This window comes from Bradyrhizobium sp. UFLA05-153 (assembly GCF_054185185.1).
This window is the reverse complement of record NZ_JBBIAM010000006.1, coordinates 19,513-35,853: the sequence shown is the minus strand read 5'-3', so window position 1 is coordinate 35,853 and position 16,341 is coordinate 19,513. Positions and strand designations below refer to the sequence as shown.

Genomic DNA, 16,341 nt, shown 5'->3' with positions numbered 1-16,341 from the left:
ATGGCAATGGCGGTGAAACGTGGTGCGATTCCGAGCCCGCGACACGAACTGGCAGCGGCGATGCCGCATGTGGCGCTGGCTCACGTCCCGGCCCATCACCTGTTCTTCCCCAAGAAACTTTCGATCTGGCACAACGACATCCATGGCGACTGCGTGACCGCCGAAGAAGCCTTCGCCAAGGCCTGCCACAAGCCGGAGATCTTCATCAGCGATGCCGAGGTGGAGAAATGGGCCAAGGCCCACGGCGTCTACGAGGGCGCGGTGCTCATCAACGTGCTGAAGGCCATGCAGAAGGAAGGCTTCAGCCAGAGCGATCACTCCTATGATGACGGCCACGCGAGCACGGTCGACTGGACCAACCCGGCGGTGCTGAAGAGCGCGCTGTATCACGGGCCGGTCAAGATCGGCGTCGCCGCCGACCAGCTCGAGACCACCTGCCGCGCGCACAATTTCAAGACCGGCTGGTTCGCCACCGGCTACACACAGGACAACAACGAGGATCATTGCGTGAGCCTGTGCGGCTACGGCACCATCAGTTGGCTGGCGCATCAGCTCGACGCCTCCGTGCCATCGGGCGTGGACGGCACCAAGCCCGGCTATGCCATGTTCACCTGGGGCAGCATCGGCATCATCGACGTGCCGTCGATGGTGGCGATCACCCACGAAGCATGGCTGCGGACGCCAACCACCGTCGTGGTCTGATTGAGCCACGGACTCGCCTTACCTCTCCCGCTTGCGGGGGAGGTCGCGGCGCAAAGCGGCGCGGGGCTCTCTCCACTCAGAGAATCCTGATTGCGGAAAAACCCTCTCCCCCGCCCTCTCCCGCAAGTGGGAGAGGGAGCGCGCCTGCAACGCTGTTTGCGGCCGCATCCAATCGCATCGTACCCTACCCGACGCTCGCTACCACCACGGCCAGCACCGACAGCATCAACATGATCGTCAGCAGTTGCAGCGAGGCCGCGGGCTGCGTGCGCCACTCCGTGATCTTGTCCGACAGCGACAAATGGCCGTCGAAGAATTTCGGCTCGTAGATCATCCGGAACAGGGTCGGCAGCTTCGGCCCCAGCGACACCGCGAGCAGCGCGCGGACCAGCGATGCGCCGACGACGAAGACGGCGACGCCGGCGTCGCCGACGAGGTCCTTGTTGCCGACGAGCTTGAGCATCAGCGCGGCGGCCGCAAAGGTCGGAAAGCTTTGCAGAATCGCGGTCAACGCAAAACCTTCGAGCAGGTTTTGCAGGCGGGATTTCCGGGCAGCGGCGGTCACAGCCATACGTGTTTCCCTGATGACACGCGTGTGACACTAACCCCAGCCGGCGTCGCCTGATGTGAGCTGGCTCACGTGCCCGGCGTCGCGCGCCATCGACAAGCCTGCTGCGCCATTGCCCCATGGCCCTATTGCACACGAATCCGTGCAGGAAATAGTCACACAATGTACAGTTGCATACCATGAACCGGGTATTGCGCCGCCGCGTCAAAACCTCTGCAATCCTCGGTGTTTTTGCGGATTGCTGGGATCGGGCAGGCCAGGATAGCGTTTGCTATGTGCGGGCCAATGAGGGGCGGCGGAGCATGACGGTTGAGAGCTTGAACAGACAGCGCGTGCTGCATCTCCTCGAGACTTTTGCGCGCGGCGATCTCGATGCCGCGCTGGCGTGCTGCACCGACGACGTCGACTTCCTCACTCACGCACCGATCGACGTGCTGCCGCACATGGTGCCGCGGCACGGCAAGGCCGAGCTGCGAAAACTCTGGCAGACGGTGTGGTCGCGCTATTCCGAGATCCGCCACGAGCCGGCGCGCGTCGTCGCCGAGGGCGATCAGGTCGCGACGTACTTGCGCACCTTCTTCAGGAAGCGGACCAACGAGCGCATCGTGCAGGTCGACATGGCCGTGTTCTATTCGCTGCGCGACGGGCTCGTATCGGAGATCCGCGAGATCATCGATTCCTACGACCTGGTGCAGCAGGTGCTCGAGCGCGAGATCGGCCCGCTGATCGTGGGGGAGCCGGTGGAGGGGTAGCGCGGCTCGCGATCCACGCTATGCCACGATACGCTGGCTGTCTCCTCATAGTCGTCCTGGCGAAAGCCAGGACCCATACCCACCAGCTTCCGCAATGGGCAGGCTGGTGGTTGGCAGCGTCCGTCACAGTTGCATTCGGGGTAACGGGTCCTGGCTTTCGCCAGGACGACATCGGATGTGCGGCGCTTCGCGCGCTGGAACGGTGAGAGATGAAAATTGAACCTCGCTCTTCCCTCCCCCGACCCACCTCGGGGCGTTGTGGACGCCGGCCAACTTGAGTCCGGGCCTATGAAGATCGCGTTGCTTGCCTTTTTGGGGCTGTTTCTGGGGTCGCTTGGCGGGGCTGCGCTGGGCATCGGAGCCGGGCTCGCCTGGGTCGAAATCTTCAAGACCACGAATTTCGAGGGCTATAGCGGCATGCTGGTGTTCTTCACCTTCATGCCCCTGGGGGCCGGGATCGGCGGGATCGCCGGCGGCGTGCTGTTCGGCCTGCTGGCGATGCGCGACGACGCGATCGCCGTCCAGCGGGAACCCGTGCCCCGGACCGACCGGTAAATTACGGGGTTCTATTGTAAATTTCACAAAGCGCACTCAATTGTGCATGGCGAAAACGTGAATTGCGTTTTCGCGTGCCAGGCTTATTTGTTTGCGTACGAACGAATTCAGCAACCCCGCGGCGCCTACTGTGCATGGGGTTGTTTTCGTTTTTTGCTAGCCAGTTTCAGGAACGACCCAAATGACAGAGCATAGTCTCTGGCGTTTCTCGCGCGCGTTGCATGGCGCGATCAACGACCGGCAGTTTGAGGATCTCGAGACCCTGATCGACGAGGACGTCGACTGGGCGGTCTACGGCCCGATCGACATGTTTCCGTTTCTCGGCGCCCGCCAGGGCAAGGACGCCGTGCTCGACGTCATCCGCCAGATCGCGGACAATTTCCGCGTCCGCCGCTTCGACCGCGAGACCATCATGCTGGGCTTGGATTCCGCCTCGTCCATGCTGCGCTATTCGCTCACGGCGCTCGATTCGGACAAGCCGATCTCGCTGCGGGTGGCGCAGTTCGCGCAGTTCAAGGCCGGCAGGCTGCTCAACATGCGCGTGCTGATCGACACCTTTGATCTCGTCGAGCAGGCGCTCGGCCGTCCCATTCATCTGCCGAAGATGAGCCGGGTGGGGTGAGGGCACCAACGGGTCCCGTCATTCCCGGGCCCGATGACGTGCGCGTGAGCACCTGGCCGCCAGCCCCGCCGGGTCGCTTCCCATGTCGCCGGGCGCGCGCTTAGCGCGCGCGGCCCGTTGGTCTTCGCTGTGATGTGACGTTTCGCCCGCCCCTTGCCGCCACAATTTTGCGACGATATCTCCGCATCGTGGACGCGGAATGAAACGCATGATCGAGCCGGAAAACCCGCACAGTTTTCCCGATCATGCGCCGGGCTTGCGGGCAGGACGATGGAATTCTCGACAGGGTTGAGCTGGACCAGGCTGCCGCTGCTGGCGGCCGTGTTCGTGTTGGCGTCCATGACGGTGGCACCGGCGCAGATCGTACCGATGCAGCCCGACCAGGCCGCAGCCGCGCCCGAGGAGGCCGAGGAAGCGGCCGACGTCAACGATCCCGACGTGCTCAAGGGCATCGACGTCGACAAGCTCGACTGGAGCCAGCTCAATATCGACGCCGCCACGCTCAACGAGTTGATGGCGGCGAAGAAGCGCGCGCAGGCGACCGCCAATGGCGGGCCGAACTGGTCGAACGACCGGCGCGCCAACGGCACATCGGCGGTAACGGTGAAGCAATCGGTCACCCCGTTCTGGGACACCCAGGTCGGCGCCGACATGATGGTGACGCGCGAGCCCACCACGATGTCCGAGCTTTTGGCGGAGAAGGCCGCCAATGGCGGCAGCGTGCCGCAATCCTCCGGCAGCGCCTGGGCGACGGTGACCGCGCCGGGTGCGGGCTCGATCTGGGACAAGACCGCGGTGGAAGCCCGTGTCGATCCCGGCGCCGAAAGCAGCAAGCTCGGCGCCTCGCTCAGCAAATCGGTGCCGCTGTCGGACGAGCATTCCCTGACGCTGCAGAACGGGTACAGCGTCAACCAGCAAGGCACGACGCCGATCCCGGGCATTGCCGGCCGCACCACGCGCAACTACGAGACCGACCAGTCCGCCAAGGTCACCTTCGGCGAGACCGGAACGAGCCTCGTTGCCGGCCAGACCATGTCGACCACCGATGACAAATGGCTGCGCAAGGTCGGCGCCGAGCAGAAGCTGTTCGACAACGTCACCGTCTCCGGCTCCGTCGGCGAGACCGCGCAGGGCACCACGAACAAGAGCCTGACGGCCGGGTTCAAGAAGAGCTGGTGAGGTCTTCGCCTCCCTCGCCGGCGGGGAGAGGCCGGAATGCGCGCGGAGCGCGGATTCCGGGTGAGGGGGAGCCTCCCCGCGTCCGACTGTCGCCGAATCTGCGGAAGCAGCCCCTCACCCCAACCCTCTCCCCGTAAGAACGGGGAGAGGTCGACAACACCGCCACGGCAAAGCCGCCGAATGGTCGATCCTTGCCGCATCTACGCCCATATGCGGTCAAAATCGGACGCCCTGATGCCCTTCGCCTTACAGACGTCGTCGTGCGGGGGACACTCGCGCTGCGCTCAACGCGAACAGGGGAACAACGATGAACGCCATTCGTTCGGAAAAGATTGAATCAACTGAGACCGAGGTCGCCGACAGCAACCTCGCCGCGGTCACGGAAGTCGAGGCCGGCATCCGCGACTTCGTGCGCAACGACATCGCCTATCTGCGCCGTCCGGCCGCGGGCAGCGAGCCGGCGCTCGATGCGTCGGCGGAAGCGACCGTCACCAACGTCAACTCGCTGATCCAGCGCGTCGCCGGCACTTCGCTCGCCGAAATCGAGAACCTGATCTCCGAGCTCGAGAGCCTGCGCGATCTCCTGCATGCCGAAGGCCAGCGCGTCCAGCGCGAGATATCCGGCTACGCCCAGCTCAGCCAGGCCGCGATGAAGTCGACCCGCATGATCTCCGACAACGTCGCGCAGTGGAAGCGCGCCGCCGACGGCCTGCGCAACAGCTGATCGCAGTCCACAACGCTTTGACCGCCGCGTTCCCAAGGGAGCGCGGCGGTTTTATTTTGGGAGATGCGCGTCCCCATTGCAGGCGTCATCACCCGCGAAGGCGGGTGATCCAGTATTCCAGAGGCGGCGACGAATACGGATGGGCCTCGGCGTACTGGATGCCCCTCCTTCGCGGGGCATGACGACCGAGAATGTGGCAAGCTTTGCAGCTCCCACCCGCGAAATCTTGATTTGAACTTTCCACAGTCCCGCCGCGACTAAAGCCTAGCGCCGCATTCGCGGGCCCCTTTTTTGCGGGCCTTGGCAGGGGACAGTTTCAGATGGAAAGCATTCGGCCCGAGACCACGGACCCCATCCCGCTGCGCCCTGCGCCGACGCAGTTCGGCACGATCATGATCCGCTTTGTCGGGCTGCTGGTGGTCGCGATTGTGATTCTGGCGCTGGTCTACAGCCGATGAAACGGCTCGCCTCGCGCCGGCGAATGATGGGTTAATGAACCGTTAGCGATCCGCCACGACGGTCGAGGCTTCGAGCGTATAGCCGCCATCGGCATAGCCCCGCACCACCATGCCGGCAATCAGCATCACCGCGAGCGTCGCGGTGGCGAAGATGAATCCGACCAGCTTGAGTGCGCCGCGGTCTGCCATGGTCCTCGTTCCCTGTCCTCTATCCCGTTGGTTCAAATAGACAGCGACAGGTTCACAATTGGTTAGCAAATCAATGGTTCCGCGAAATGCTTCGCGACGAACCGCATGGCGAGGCTTATGGCAGCGAGCGCCAATTCCGTCCATAGCGCGCGGGCAACACTTGCCGCGCATTTTGGCCGTTCAGATTGGAACTGGTCTAACCGCCCTGCCCGCGCATCGGCACAAAGGCGGTCGTGGTGATCGCGTACACCTGTTCGCCGCGCTGGTTGGTACCGGTCGTGATGCCTTGCAGGATGCCCCAGCCGGGGCGCGAGGCGGAGACGCGCTTGTCGGTGACTTCGCTGACGAAGCTCACCACATCACCTGCGAGCACCGGCTTGATCCAGCGCAGGTCGCGAAACCCTGGTGACGGCCCCCACACCGCAATCTTCTCGCCACGTGCGGCAGCTTCCCTCGCAAGGCGCTGGCCATCAGCGACGAGCAGGCTCATGCAGGCGGAGCCGACATGCCAGCCGGACGCGGCGAGCCCGCCGAACAGCGAGTTCTTGCCCTCTTCCTCGTCGAGGTGAAAACGCTGCGGATCGAATTTCGCGGCGAACGTCTTGATGGCTTCTGCGGTGAACGTGTAGGAGCCGATCTCGCGGCGCAGGCCGATCGGCATGTCTTCGAAGAACCGCATCACTTGAGCCCTTCGCGCCGCTTGATCAGGATCGGGGAGGTCATCTCGCACAGCGCTTCGCCTCGCGAATTGCGGGCGGTGCATTTGAACTTGACGATGCCGAGTTCGGGCCGGCTCTTCGAGGCGCGCGCCTCCAACACGTCGACGTCGAGAGTCAGTTCATCGCCGGGCCTTAAAGGAGAGAGCCAGCGCACCTCGTCGACGCCGGGCGAGCCGAGCGAGGCTGCGCGGGTGATGAAGCCGTCGGCCATCATTCGCATCATCAGCGAGCAGAGATGCCAGCCCGAGCCGGACAGGCCCTTGAGCATGCTCTTGCTGGCAGCTTCCTCGTCGAGGTGCATCGGCTGCGGATCGAACTCAGCGGCAAAGGCCAAAATCTCGTCGCGGCTGACATGGCGCGGGCCGAACGTGCCGAAACGGCCGGTGGGAAAGTCTTCGAAGGTCAGGGTCATCTTGGTGAGATCAGCGGGGATGACAGATTGTGGCCGCACTTTGCGGCAATCTCAACCCGCCCGCCCGCATGGCTCGTGCTACATTCGATGCGGCAGGGCTTGCCTGCCCTGAGTCGGATGGACGCGGGTCAGGCCCGATTTGCCGGGGGAGAGAGATGTTCACATTCAGCGACCTGTTTCAGTGGGACCGCTTCATCACGCCGACCATCATCAAGACCTTCTACTGGCTGGTGATGGCGCTGATCTGCCTGTTCGGCATCTCCGGCATCTTTTCTGGGCTCGCAGCGATGGCGATCAGCCCGTTCGGCGGCTTTCTCGTGGTGCTCTCGTCGATTGCGAGCGTCATCGTCGGCATCGTGTTCTCGCGCATCGTCGCGGAGTTCATCCTGATCGTGTTCCGCATCAACGAGCATCTCGGCGCCATCCGCGACCAGGGCGGGATGCGCTGAGGCAAGCGCAGATGCGTAGGGTGGGTTAGCCGAAGGCGTAACCCACCGCTTTCATCACCGCGGGAGAAGTGGTGGGTTACGCTTCGCTAACCCGCCCTGCGAGTCCCACAGAACTTACGTATTAAACCTGAAATGCATCACGTCGCCGTCGGCGACGGTGTAGTCCTTGCCCTCGAGGCGCAGCTTGCCGGCATCGCGGGCGCCGGCTTCGCCGCCCAGCGCGACATAATCGTCATAGGCGATGGTCTCGGCGCGGATGAAACCCTTCTCGAAATCGGTGTGGATGACCCCGGCCGCCGCGGGCGCCTTGGTGCCACGATGGATGGTCCAGGCGCGCGCCTCCTTCGGTCCCACCGTGAAATAGGTGATGAGATCGAGCAGCCGGTAGCCGGCGCGGATCAAGCGATCGAGGCCAGCTTCTTCCAGGCCCAGCGTCTCCAGGAAGTCGACGCGCTCTTCGCGTGACAGCGTCGCGATCTCGGACTCGATCTTGGCGGAGATGACGACGGCGACAGCGTCCTCCTTCGCGGCCTGCTCCTCGACTGCCTTGGAGAAAGCGTTGCCGGTGGCGGCCGAGCCTTCCTCGACGTTGCAGACATAGAGCACGGGCTTCGACGACAAGAGGCCGAGCATCGAGAAGGCGCGCTCTTCCTCAGCCTTGCGCTCGACGAGGCGCGCGGGCTTGCCGTCGCGCAGCAGCACGAGCGTGCGGTTGACGAGGTCGAGCTGCTCCTTGGCGTCCTTGTCGTTGCCCTTGGCCTTCTTGGTGAGGTTGTCGACGCGCTTCTCGAGGCTGTCGAGGTCCGCGAGCATCAACTCGGTCTCGATGGTCTCGATGTCGGCGAGCGGGGCGATCTTGCCCTCGACATGGGTAATGTCGGAATCTTCAAAGCAGCGCACGACATGCGCGATCGCATCGACCTCGCGGATGTTGGCCAAAAACTGGTTGCCGAGGCCTTCGCCTTTGGAAGCGCCGCGCACGAGCCCTGCGATATCGACGAAGGTCAATCGCGTCGGGATGATCTGCCCTGACTTGGCAATCGCGGCGAGCTTCTCCAGCCGCGGATCCGGCACCGCGACCTCACCGACATTCGGCTCGATGGTGCAGAACGGATAGTTCGCCGCTTGCGCCGCAGCAGTCTCCGTCAGCGCATTGAACAAGGTCGACTTGCCGACATTGGGCAACCCGACAATCCCGCATTTGAATCCCATCGTGTCCTCTAACGCAGTGCGTAGGGTGGATTAGCGAAGCGTAACCCACCAACATTTTGCCGTGACATGGTGGGTTACGCCGAGCGGACTGCGCTTCGCGCAGCCGCGGGGCTAACCCACCCTACTCTTTGCCGTTGTCGTCCTTAGTCAAAAATCCCTTCGCCTGCATGGCGAGATGCACCTTGTTGGCGAAGGTCGCGTCCGCGCCTTTGGCGAGCAGAGCAGCGTGCTCGGCAACGGCGTCGCAGAGCGTCGTCACCCATTCGTCGTCGGCCTTGGCGAAGTCCGCCAGCACATAGCTGTGGACCATCGCCTTGACGCCGGGATGACCGATGCCGAGCCGCACCCGGCGATACTCGTTGCCGATATGCGCGGAGATCGAGCGCAGACCATTATGGCCGGCGATGCCGCCGCCGATCTTCACCCGCACCTTGCCCGGCGGCAGCTCGAGCTCGTCCTGGAACACTGTGACGTCGCCGGGCGCGATCTTGAAGAAGCTGGAGGTTTCCTGAACGCTGCGGCCCGACTCGTTCATGTAGGTCGTGGGCTTGAGCAGAATGACGCGCTCGGTCCCCAACGTGCCCTCGGAGGTCTCGCCCTGAAATCTGCGGCGCCATGGTGCAAAGGCATGACGCCGCGCGATCTCGTCGACGGCCATGAAGCCGATATTGTGCCGGTTGCGTGCGTATCTCGCGCCGGGATTGCCGAGCCCAACAAAGAGTCGCATGACGCGGCGCGCCCCTCGCCTGGCGCGCGGTCAGAAACCGCGCGCCAGCGCCGTGAGAGATTACTTCTTCTTGTCGCCGCCGGCCGGAGCCTTGGCAGCCGCTGCCGGAGCAGCACCCGCTGCGGGAGCTGCCGCGCCAGCCGCCGGAGCCGCCGCAGCCGCAGCACCCGGAGCCGCAGCACCGGCTGCAGCCGCAGCCGCCGCCTTCTGCTCTTCGGCGTAGCCGGAGGGCGGCACGATGGTCACGAGGGTTGCGTCCTCACGCGTCAGCGCCTTCACGCCAGTCGGCAGCTTGACGTCGGACAGATGCAAGGAGTGACCGATCTCGAGCGAGCCGACGTCGGCCTCGATGAACTGCGGGATGTTCTCGACACCGCATTCGAGCTCGATCGCATGAGCGACGATGTTCACCGTGCCGCCGCGCTTCACGCCGGGCGAGCCTTCCGCCTTCACGACATGCAGTGGCACGCTGATGCGGATGGTGGCGCCTTCGCCGAGACGCATGAAGTCGACATGGATCGGGAAATCCTTGACCGGGTCGAGGTGGAAGTCGCGCGGAATCACGCGGTGCTTCTTGCCCTCGAGGTCGATGTCGACAAGGGTGGTGAGGAACCGGCCGGCCAGGATGCGCTGGCGCAGTTCGCGATCGTCAACCGAGATCGGGAGCGGGGGCTGGTTGTTGCCATAGATCACTCCGGGCACTCTCCCGGCGCGACGCTCAGCCCGGGCGGCCCCCTTGCCGCTCTTCGGACGTGCGGTCGCCTTCAATTCCTTGACGGTCGCCATAACGTTAAGTCCTTGTTTTTGCAAAAGTTAATGGGCCGCAACGCGGCCCATGGTTTTCGCCGCAGCAAGCCTCCAGGGGTGCGGGGGCCGCGGACGTGGCGGGCTTTTAGCCGGAAGCTGCGGAAATGACAAGGAGAATGGGCATCCGGCCAGAACCGGTTTTGCCGTCATTCCGGGCGATCGCGCCAGCGGGCGAACCCGGAATGACGCCTGCTAGGAGGACGGCGGCGTTCCGCCTAGCCTGGTTTCCAGAGCCGCGATCCGGGCCTTCAGCGCCTCGTTCTCCTCGCGGGCGAGGCGGGCCATATCCTTGACCGCCTCGAACTCCTCGCGCTTCACGAGGTCCATGTCGCGCAGGAATTTCTCGGCCTGGGTGCGCATCACCGTATCGAACTCGCGCTTGACGCCCTGGGCGGCACCGGCGGCGTCATTCATGAGGCGTCCGATCTCGTCGAAAAACCGGTTGGTGGTCTGTGTCATGGCGATCTCCGGATGCCTTTGCGCGAACCTTGAGCTTGGGAAGACAATGGCAATCCGGACCCGGCCGATCAAGGGCCCATACGCGCGTCTGAGCCGTCCTTGTCATGCCCTGGTTTCCTTGCAATCGTATTGATCGGACCGGGCATAACAAGAATCAGAAAGCGAAGCACGAGACCATGATCGACCAGCAGATCGAGATCCCGACCAAGGACGGCTCGACCACCACCTTCATCACCCATCCCGAGCGCGGCGGCCCGTTTCCCGTCATCATCTTCTACATGGATGCGCCGGCGATCCGCGAGGAGCTGCGCGACATGGCGCGCCGGCTCGGTACGTCCGGTTACTACGTGATGCTGCCGAACCTCTATTACCGCTCCGGCGTGATGGAGATCGGACCGGTGCCACCGGACCCGAATGCGCCGGAGCGCAAGCGCATGTACGAGCTGATGAACTCGATCAACATTCCCCTGATCATGGACGATACGCGCGCCCTGCTCGCCTATGCCGAGGGCCAGGCGGCCGCCAACACCAGGCTGGTCGGCACCGTCGGCTATTGCATGAGCGGCCGTTACGCCATCAACGCCGCCACGCATTTTGCCGATCGTGTGAAGGCTGCGGCCTCGATCTACGGCACGCATCTGGCGACGGAGGAATCCAACAGCCCGCATCTCGCGGCGAGCAAGACCAAAGCCGAGCTCTATTTCGCCTGCGCCGAGACCGACATCTACGCGCCGCAGGAGATCATCGACAAAGTGAAGGCAGCCATGGAAGGCGCCAAGGCCGAGGTCGAGATCTATCCCGGCACCCATCACGGCTTCGCCTTCCCCAAGCGCCCGGTCTATCACCGCGACGCCGCCGAGCGGCACTGGGAACGCCTGTTGGCGCTCTATCGCCGCAATCTTGTCTAGAACCTTGGCGCGATGCCGCTTCTTCTGATCAACTTCCCCTCCTTCGACCCGATCGCGATTGCAATCGGGCCGTTCGCCATCCGCTGGTATGCGCTCGCCTATATCGGCGGGATCGTGATCGGCTGGATCTACGCCCGCGCGCTGGTCAAGACCGACAGGCTGTGGAGCGGGCCCGCGCCGATCTCGCTGGTCCAGCTCGACGATTTCATCCTCTGGGTTACGCTCGGGATCATCCTAGGCGGCCGCACCGGCTACGTGCTGTTCTACAACCTGCCTTTCTTCATCGAGCACCCCTCGGAGATTCTCAAATTGTGGGAAGGCGGCATGTCCTTCCACGGCGGCTTCCTGGGCTGCGTCGTTGCGGTGATGTGGTTTGCGCGCCGGAACGGCATTTCGATCCTGTCGCTCGGCGACATCACGACCGCCGTGGGGCCGATCGGCCTGTTCCTGGGGCGGCTCGCCAATTTCATCAATGGCGAGCTGTGGGGCCGCGCCGCCGATCCGAGCCTGCCCTGGGCAATGATCTTTCCGACCGGCGGCAACGTCCCGCGCCATCCGAGCCAGCTCTATGAAGCCGGCATGGAAGGCATTCTGCTGTTCACCGTGCTCGCCGTGATGATCCGCTTCGGCGCCTTGAAGCGGCCGGGAATGATCCTCGGCAGCTTCATCCTGATCTACGGCCTGACCCGGATCATCGGCGAGCATTTTCGCGAGCCGGACGCGCAACTCGGATTTTTGTGGGGCGGGTTAACCATGGGCATGCTGTTGTCGATCCCCATGCTTATCGTCGGCGCCATACTTATTGTATTTGCAGTGCGGCGCGGTGCGCCCGAACCGCTCGAGGCCATTCGTTAATTCATTTCGAGAAGACAGGCTGTGACCGACTCGCCGCTGCTGAACGAGATCAAGGCCCTGATCAAATCCTCCGGCCCGATGCCGGTGTGGAGGTACATGGAGCTGTGCCTGATGCATCCGCGTCACGGCTACTACATCTCGCGCGATCCGCTCGGGCGTGAAGGCGACTTCACCACCGCGCCGGAAGTCAGCCAGATGTTCGGCGAGCTCCTGGGGCTGTGGACGGCATCGGTGTGGAAGCAGATGGGCTCGCCGCAGCTGTTGCGGCTGATCGAGCTCGGCCCCGGCCGCGGCACGATGATGGCGGACGCGCTACGCGCGCTGCGGGTGCTGCCGCCGCTCTACCAGGCACTCCAGGTCCACATGGTCGAAATCAATCCGGTGCTGCGCGAGCGGCAGAAGGCGACACTGTCGGGTGTGCGCAACATCAGCTGGCACGACACGATCGACGACGTGCCTGAAGGCCCCTCGATCATCCTCACCAACGAGTACTTCGACGTGCTGCCGATCCACCAGATGGTGAAGCGCGAAAACGGCTGGCACGAGCGCGTCGTCGACATTGATGCGAACGGCAAGCTTCAGTTCGGCGCCGCCGCTGATCCGACCCCACGCTTCGACGTGCTGCTGCCGCCTTTGGTGCGGGCGGCGCCGGTCGGTGCGGTGTTCGAATGGCGGCCGGATGCCGAGATCATGAAGCTCGCAAGCCGCGTGCGCGACCAGGACGGCGCGGCGCTGATCATCGATTACGGCCACTTGCGCAGCGATGCCGGCGATACCTTCCAGGCGATCGCGCGCCACACCTTTGCCGATCCCCTGAAGGCGCCGGGCCAGGCCGACGTCACCGCCCATGTCGACTTCCAGGCGCTGTCGCGTGCCGCCGAGGACGTTGGCGCCCGCGTCCATGGACCGGTGACGCAGGGCGAGTTCTTGAAGCGCCTCGGCGTCGACACTCGCGCGGCAGCACTGATGCAGAAGGCGACGCCAGAAGTCGCCACCGACATCGCCACAGCGCTGAAGCGACTGACCGATACGGGCCGCGGCGGCATGGGCTCGATGTTCAAGGTGCTCGCCATCTCCGAGCCGCGGCTCACCTCGCTCGCGGCCCTGAGCGACCATGTTGAAGAAGGCGACGACGCGTCATGACTCTCGGCTCCTCGCTGCTCTCGGCCGTACCCGGCCTGCGCCACGCCTTCTTCACCCGCGAGGGCGGCGTCTCCAGCGGGATCTATGCCGCGCTCAACGGCGGGCTCGGCTCCAATGACGATCCGGCACTCGTCGCGGAAAACCGCCGCCGCATGGCCGAGCATGTTGGCGTTCGGCCTGAGCGTTTCATCAGCCTGCACCAGATCCACTCGCCCGACGTGCTCGTCGCCGACGGCGCCTGGCCAAGCGGTCCGCGGCCGAAGGGCGATGCGCTCGTCACCCGCACGCCCGGCCTTGCGCTCGGCGTCTCCACAGCGGATTGCGGGCCGGTGCTGTTCGTCGACCCGAACGCGCGGGTGATCGGCGGGGCACATGCCGGCTGGAAGGGCGCGCTGACGGGTGTGCTGGAGTCCACGATCTCGGCGATGGAAAAGTTAGGCGCCGAGCGCGGCCGCATCATCGCCGCGATCGGCCCTCTGATCCGCCAGGAAAGCTACGAGGTCGGCAACGAGTTCGTCGCGCGCTTCATCGAGGCGGACGCGAATAACGCGGTGTTCTTCATTCCATCCGTGCGCGAGGGCCATGCGATGTTCGATCTCGCCGGCTTCATCCGCATGCGACTGGAGGCCGCCGGCATCCTGATGATCGACGACCTCGGCCTCGACACTTATGCCGACGAGCGCTTCTTCAGCTACCGCCGCTCCGTGCACCGCAAGGAGCCGGACTACGGCCGCCACATCCACGCGATCGCGCTCGAAGCGTGAACACAACAGCAACACTTTGATTTCCGTCATTCCGGAGCGGCTCGAAGAGCCGAACCGGGAATCTCGCGCCACAACCTCCAGATTCCGGGCTCTCGCTACGCGAGCCCCGGAATGACTGCATTTGGGACTGTGGCTCCCCTGCCCTAGACCTTAACGCATTTTAACGATATCGCTGCCCTCCATAATGAGGGAAGCGTCATCATTCTTGCGCCGCGCGGGCACGCGCGTGCTGGTGGCCATGCTGCTGGCGGCATCGTGCGCACTTGGCGGCTGCGCCGGCGGCGGGGCGGCGAGCAACTCCTATGCGATGGCGCCGCCGAGCGGCGGCGGCGGGACGACGGTGGCCTTCGAATCGATCGATGGGCCGCCGCCGCAGGTGTTCGACCGCATGGTCGGCGTGCTCGACAGCGAATCGAAGCTGCGCAGCCTGACGGTGGTCTCGCGCGAGGGCACCGCTGCCTACCGTGTGCGCAGCTATCTCTCGGCTCAGGTCGTCCGCGGCAAGACCATGATCGCCTGGGTCTGGGACGTCTATGACGCCAACCAGCAGCGGGCGCTGCGCCTGTCCGGTGAGGAACCTGGCGGAAAGAGCGGCCGCGACCCCTGGTCGGCGGCCGACGACATGGTCCTCCGGAAGATCGCGCAGGCCGGATTCAGCGGACTTTCCAACATGATCAACGCAACGCCGGATGCGCCGAGCTCCGTTCCCGGCTTGCGGGGACCGGCAGTGGCAAGCGTGACGCCCGGCTCGCCCGTATCAGACATGCCGGCTGCGGCACTCGGCTATGCCGAGCGATAACCAGCGCTAAACCACAGCCCCAATACCCAGCCAAACTGTTGGCCCGACTCAGGATTTTCGCAGGGAAAACGTAGCATCCCGGGTTGCCAGTGCGGCCTTGGGCCTGATATTTGCTCGCCCGTCGAAACCGTGCTCCATGGGTATCCGAGATGTTGAACGTCGTGTCCAGCAAGGCGCGGGAGGAAGCGACCATGTCGGCCAAAAACGGCTCAATCAAGCTGGTTGCCGGCAATTCCAATCCGGCGCTCGCGCAAGCGATCGCGCAAGGTCTGGACCTACCGCTGACGAAAGCGGTCGTGCGGCGCTTCGCCGACATGGAGATCTTCGTCGAGATCCAGGAGAACGTCCGCGGCTCGGACGCCTTCATCATCCAATCGACCTCGTTCCCCGCGAACGACCATCTGATGGAACTCCTGATCATCACCGACGCGCTGCGCCGGTCGTCGGCGCGCCGCATCACCGCGGTGCTGCCCTATTTCGGCTACGCGCGGCAGGATCGTAAATCGGGATCGCGCACTCCGATCTCTGCAAAGCTCGTCGCCAACCTGATCACGCAGGCCGGCGTCGACCGCGTCATGACGCTCGACCTGCATGCCGGCCAGATCCAGGGCTTCTTCGACATTCCGACTGACAATCTCTACGCTGCGCCGCTGATGGTGCGCGACATCAAGGAGAAGTTCGACCTCTCCAAGGTGATGGTGATCTCCCCCGACGTCGGCGGCGTGGCGCGCGCGCGTGGGCTTGCGAAGCGCATCAACACCCCGCTCGCGATCGTCGACAAGCGGCGCGAGCGTCCCGGCGAGTCCGAGGTCATGAACGTGATCGGCGACGTTGCCGGCTACACCTGCATCCTGGTCGACGACATCGTCGATTCCGGCGGCACGCTCGTGAACGCCGCCGATGCGCTGATCGCCAAGGGCGCCAAGGACGTCTATGCCTATATCACTCACGGCGTCCTGTCAGGCGGCGCCGCCGCCCGTATCACCAATTCGAGGCTGAAAGAGCTCGTCATCACCGACTCGATCCTGCCGACCGATGCGGTGATCAAGGCGCCGAACATCCGCGCGCTGCCGATCGCCAGCCTGATCTCGGATGCGATCGCGCGCACGGCGTCGGAAGAATCGGTGTCGAGCCTGTTCGACTGATTTAAATTCCCGGTGCCCTAGGGTGGGTAAAGGCGCGACGCGCCGTGCCCACCTTTTTCTTTGCGGCGCAAACGGTGGGCACGCTTCGCTTCGCTTTGCCCACCCTATGATCGGCGCGCTCTGACGCGCTGCAGCACGCCTCGCAGCTCTGCGGGTTGTTGCGGGCAGCGGCCCGTGACATCATCCAGATACC

General features: G+C 64.3%; 22 protein-coding genes. 14 read left to right on the top strand and 8 right to left on the bottom strand.

Features of this window, described 5'->3' with window-relative positions:
* Complete coding sequence (locus Q2941_RS05955; protein ID WP_458191918.1) at positions 1-702, top strand: hypothetical protein; 702 nt, start codon at positions 1-3, stop codon at positions 700-702.
* A gap of 184 nt (positions 703-886) precedes the next feature.
* Here the strand turns inward: Q2941_RS05955 and Q2941_RS05950 are convergent, their stop codons facing one another.
* The gene (locus Q2941_RS05950) at positions 887-1,273 is read right to left on the bottom strand and encodes a hypothetical protein (protein WP_027523116.1); all 387 of its coding nucleotides are present in this window, start codon (positions 1,271-1,273) and stop codon (positions 887-889) included.
* A gap of 299 nt (positions 1,274-1,572) precedes the next feature.
* Here Q2941_RS05950 and Q2941_RS05945 point away from each other — a divergent pair, with 299 nt between their 5' ends.
* From Q2941_RS05945 to Q2941_RS05920, 6 genes are all read left to right on the top strand, one after another.
* Positions 1,573-2,022 carry a nuclear transport factor 2 family protein gene (locus Q2941_RS05945; protein ID WP_254110921.1) on the top strand — a complete coding sequence of 150 codons (450 nt, stop codon included), beginning with the start codon at positions 1,573-1,575 and terminating at the stop codon, positions 2,020-2,022.
* 288 nt (positions 2,023-2,310) lie between these two features.
* Positions 2,311-2,577, top strand: a complete 267-nt coding sequence (locus Q2941_RS05940) for a hypothetical protein (RefSeq protein WP_027523114.1) — start codon at positions 2,311-2,313, stop codon at positions 2,575-2,577.
* Between the two features lie 181 nt (positions 2,578-2,758).
* Positions 2,759-3,199 (top strand): nuclear transport factor 2 family protein, encoded by a 441-nt coding sequence (locus Q2941_RS05935; protein ID WP_458191917.1) that lies wholly within the window; start codon positions 2,759-2,761, stop codon positions 3,197-3,199.
* 270 nt (positions 3,200-3,469) lie between these two features.
* A complete protein-coding gene (locus Q2941_RS05930; protein WP_458191916.1) occupies positions 3,470-4,378 on the top strand; it encodes a hypothetical protein in 909 nt (302 codons plus the stop codon).
* A gap of 307 nt (positions 4,379-4,685) precedes the next feature.
* The gene (locus tag Q2941_RS05925) at positions 4,686-5,102 is read left to right on the top strand and encodes a hypothetical protein (RefSeq protein WP_027523111.1); all 417 of its coding nucleotides are present in this window, start codon (positions 4,686-4,688) and stop codon (positions 5,100-5,102) included.
* Between the two features lie 320 nt (positions 5,103-5,422).
* Positions 5,423-5,560, top strand: a complete 138-nt coding sequence (locus Q2941_RS05920; protein WP_198031757.1) for a hypothetical protein — start codon at positions 5,423-5,425, stop codon at positions 5,558-5,560.
* 42 nt (positions 5,561-5,602) lie between these two features.
* Here the strand turns inward: Q2941_RS05920 and Q2941_RS05915 are convergent, their stop codons facing one another.
* The 3 genes from Q2941_RS05915 to Q2941_RS05905 form a co-directional block, all read right to left on the bottom strand.
* Positions 5,603-5,749 (bottom strand): hypothetical protein, encoded by a 147-nt coding sequence (locus tag Q2941_RS05915; RefSeq protein WP_458191915.1) that lies wholly within the window; start codon positions 5,747-5,749, stop codon positions 5,603-5,605.
* Between the two features lie 196 nt (positions 5,750-5,945).
* Positions 5,946-6,428 carry a MaoC family dehydratase gene (locus Q2941_RS05910; protein WP_458191914.1) on the bottom strand — a complete coding sequence of 161 codons (483 nt, stop codon included), beginning with the start codon at positions 6,426-6,428 and terminating at the stop codon, positions 5,946-5,948.
* On the bottom strand, positions 6,428-6,880 hold the full coding sequence (locus tag Q2941_RS05905) for a MaoC family dehydratase (protein WP_027523108.1): 453 nt from the start codon (positions 6,878-6,880) through the stop codon (positions 6,428-6,430). The genes Q2941_RS05910 and Q2941_RS05905 overlap by 1 nt, the downstream gene beginning before the upstream one ends.
* A gap of 155 nt (positions 6,881-7,035) precedes the next feature.
* Here Q2941_RS05905 and Q2941_RS05900 point away from each other — a divergent pair, with 155 nt between their 5' ends.
* Positions 7,036-7,329 (top strand): DUF4282 domain-containing protein, encoded by a 294-nt coding sequence (locus tag Q2941_RS05900; RefSeq protein ID WP_027523107.1) that lies wholly within the window; start codon positions 7,036-7,038, stop codon positions 7,327-7,329.
* A gap of 114 nt (positions 7,330-7,443) precedes the next feature.
* Here the strand turns inward: Q2941_RS05900 and ychF are convergent, their stop codons facing one another.
* The 4 genes from ychF to Q2941_RS05880 form a co-directional block, all read right to left on the bottom strand.
* Positions 7,444-8,541 carry a redox-regulated ATPase YchF gene (gene ychF / locus Q2941_RS05895; RefSeq protein WP_027523106.1) on the bottom strand — a complete coding sequence of 366 codons (1,098 nt, stop codon included), beginning with the start codon at positions 8,539-8,541 and terminating at the stop codon, positions 7,444-7,446.
* Positions 8,542-8,662: 121 nt separating this feature from the next.
* Positions 8,663-9,268 (bottom strand): aminoacyl-tRNA hydrolase, encoded by a 606-nt coding sequence (gene pth, locus Q2941_RS05890; protein ID WP_027523105.1) that lies wholly within the window; start codon positions 9,266-9,268, stop codon positions 8,663-8,665.
* Between the two features lie 60 nt (positions 9,269-9,328).
* Entirely contained in the window at positions 9,329-10,054 is a 726-nt protein-coding gene (locus Q2941_RS05885; RefSeq protein ID WP_027523104.1) for a 50S ribosomal protein L25/general stress protein Ctc, read from the bottom strand.
* Between the two features lie 213 nt (positions 10,055-10,267).
* Complete coding sequence (locus Q2941_RS05880; RefSeq protein WP_027523103.1) at positions 10,268-10,534, bottom strand: accessory factor UbiK family protein; 267 nt, start codon at positions 10,532-10,534, stop codon at positions 10,268-10,270.
* A 176-nt stretch (positions 10,535-10,710) separates the two neighbouring features.
* Here Q2941_RS05880 and Q2941_RS05875 point away from each other — a divergent pair, with 176 nt between their 5' ends.
* From Q2941_RS05875 to Q2941_RS05850, 6 genes are all read left to right on the top strand, one after another.
* Positions 10,711-11,442, top strand: coding sequence for a dienelactone hydrolase family protein (locus Q2941_RS05875; protein WP_027523102.1), 732 nt, complete (start codon positions 10,711-10,713; stop codon positions 11,440-11,442).
* A gap of 12 nt (positions 11,443-11,454) precedes the next feature.
* On the top strand, positions 11,455-12,297 hold the full coding sequence (gene lgt / locus Q2941_RS05870) for a prolipoprotein diacylglyceryl transferase (RefSeq protein ID WP_027523101.1): 843 nt from the start codon (positions 11,455-11,457) through the stop codon (positions 12,295-12,297).
* A 21-nt stretch (positions 12,298-12,318) separates the two neighbouring features.
* Entirely contained in the window at positions 12,319-13,440 is a 1,122-nt protein-coding gene (locus tag Q2941_RS05865) for a class I SAM-dependent methyltransferase (protein ID WP_027523100.1), read from the top strand.
* On the top strand, positions 13,437-14,204 hold the full coding sequence (gene pgeF / locus Q2941_RS05860) for a peptidoglycan editing factor PgeF (protein WP_027523099.1): 768 nt from the start codon (positions 13,437-13,439) through the stop codon (positions 14,202-14,204). The genes Q2941_RS05865 and pgeF overlap by 4 nt, the downstream gene beginning before the upstream one ends.
* Before the next feature lie 184 nt (positions 14,205-14,388).
* Positions 14,389-15,003: a hypothetical protein gene (locus Q2941_RS05855; protein ID WP_458191913.1), complete on the top strand. Its 615-nt coding sequence runs from the start codon at positions 14,389-14,391 to the stop codon at positions 15,001-15,003.
* A 191-nt stretch (positions 15,004-15,194) separates the two neighbouring features.
* Complete coding sequence (locus tag Q2941_RS05850) at positions 15,195-16,148, top strand: ribose-phosphate pyrophosphokinase (RefSeq protein ID WP_027523097.1); 954 nt, start codon at positions 15,195-15,197, stop codon at positions 16,146-16,148.
* Positions 16,149-16,341 lie beyond the last annotated feature (193 nt).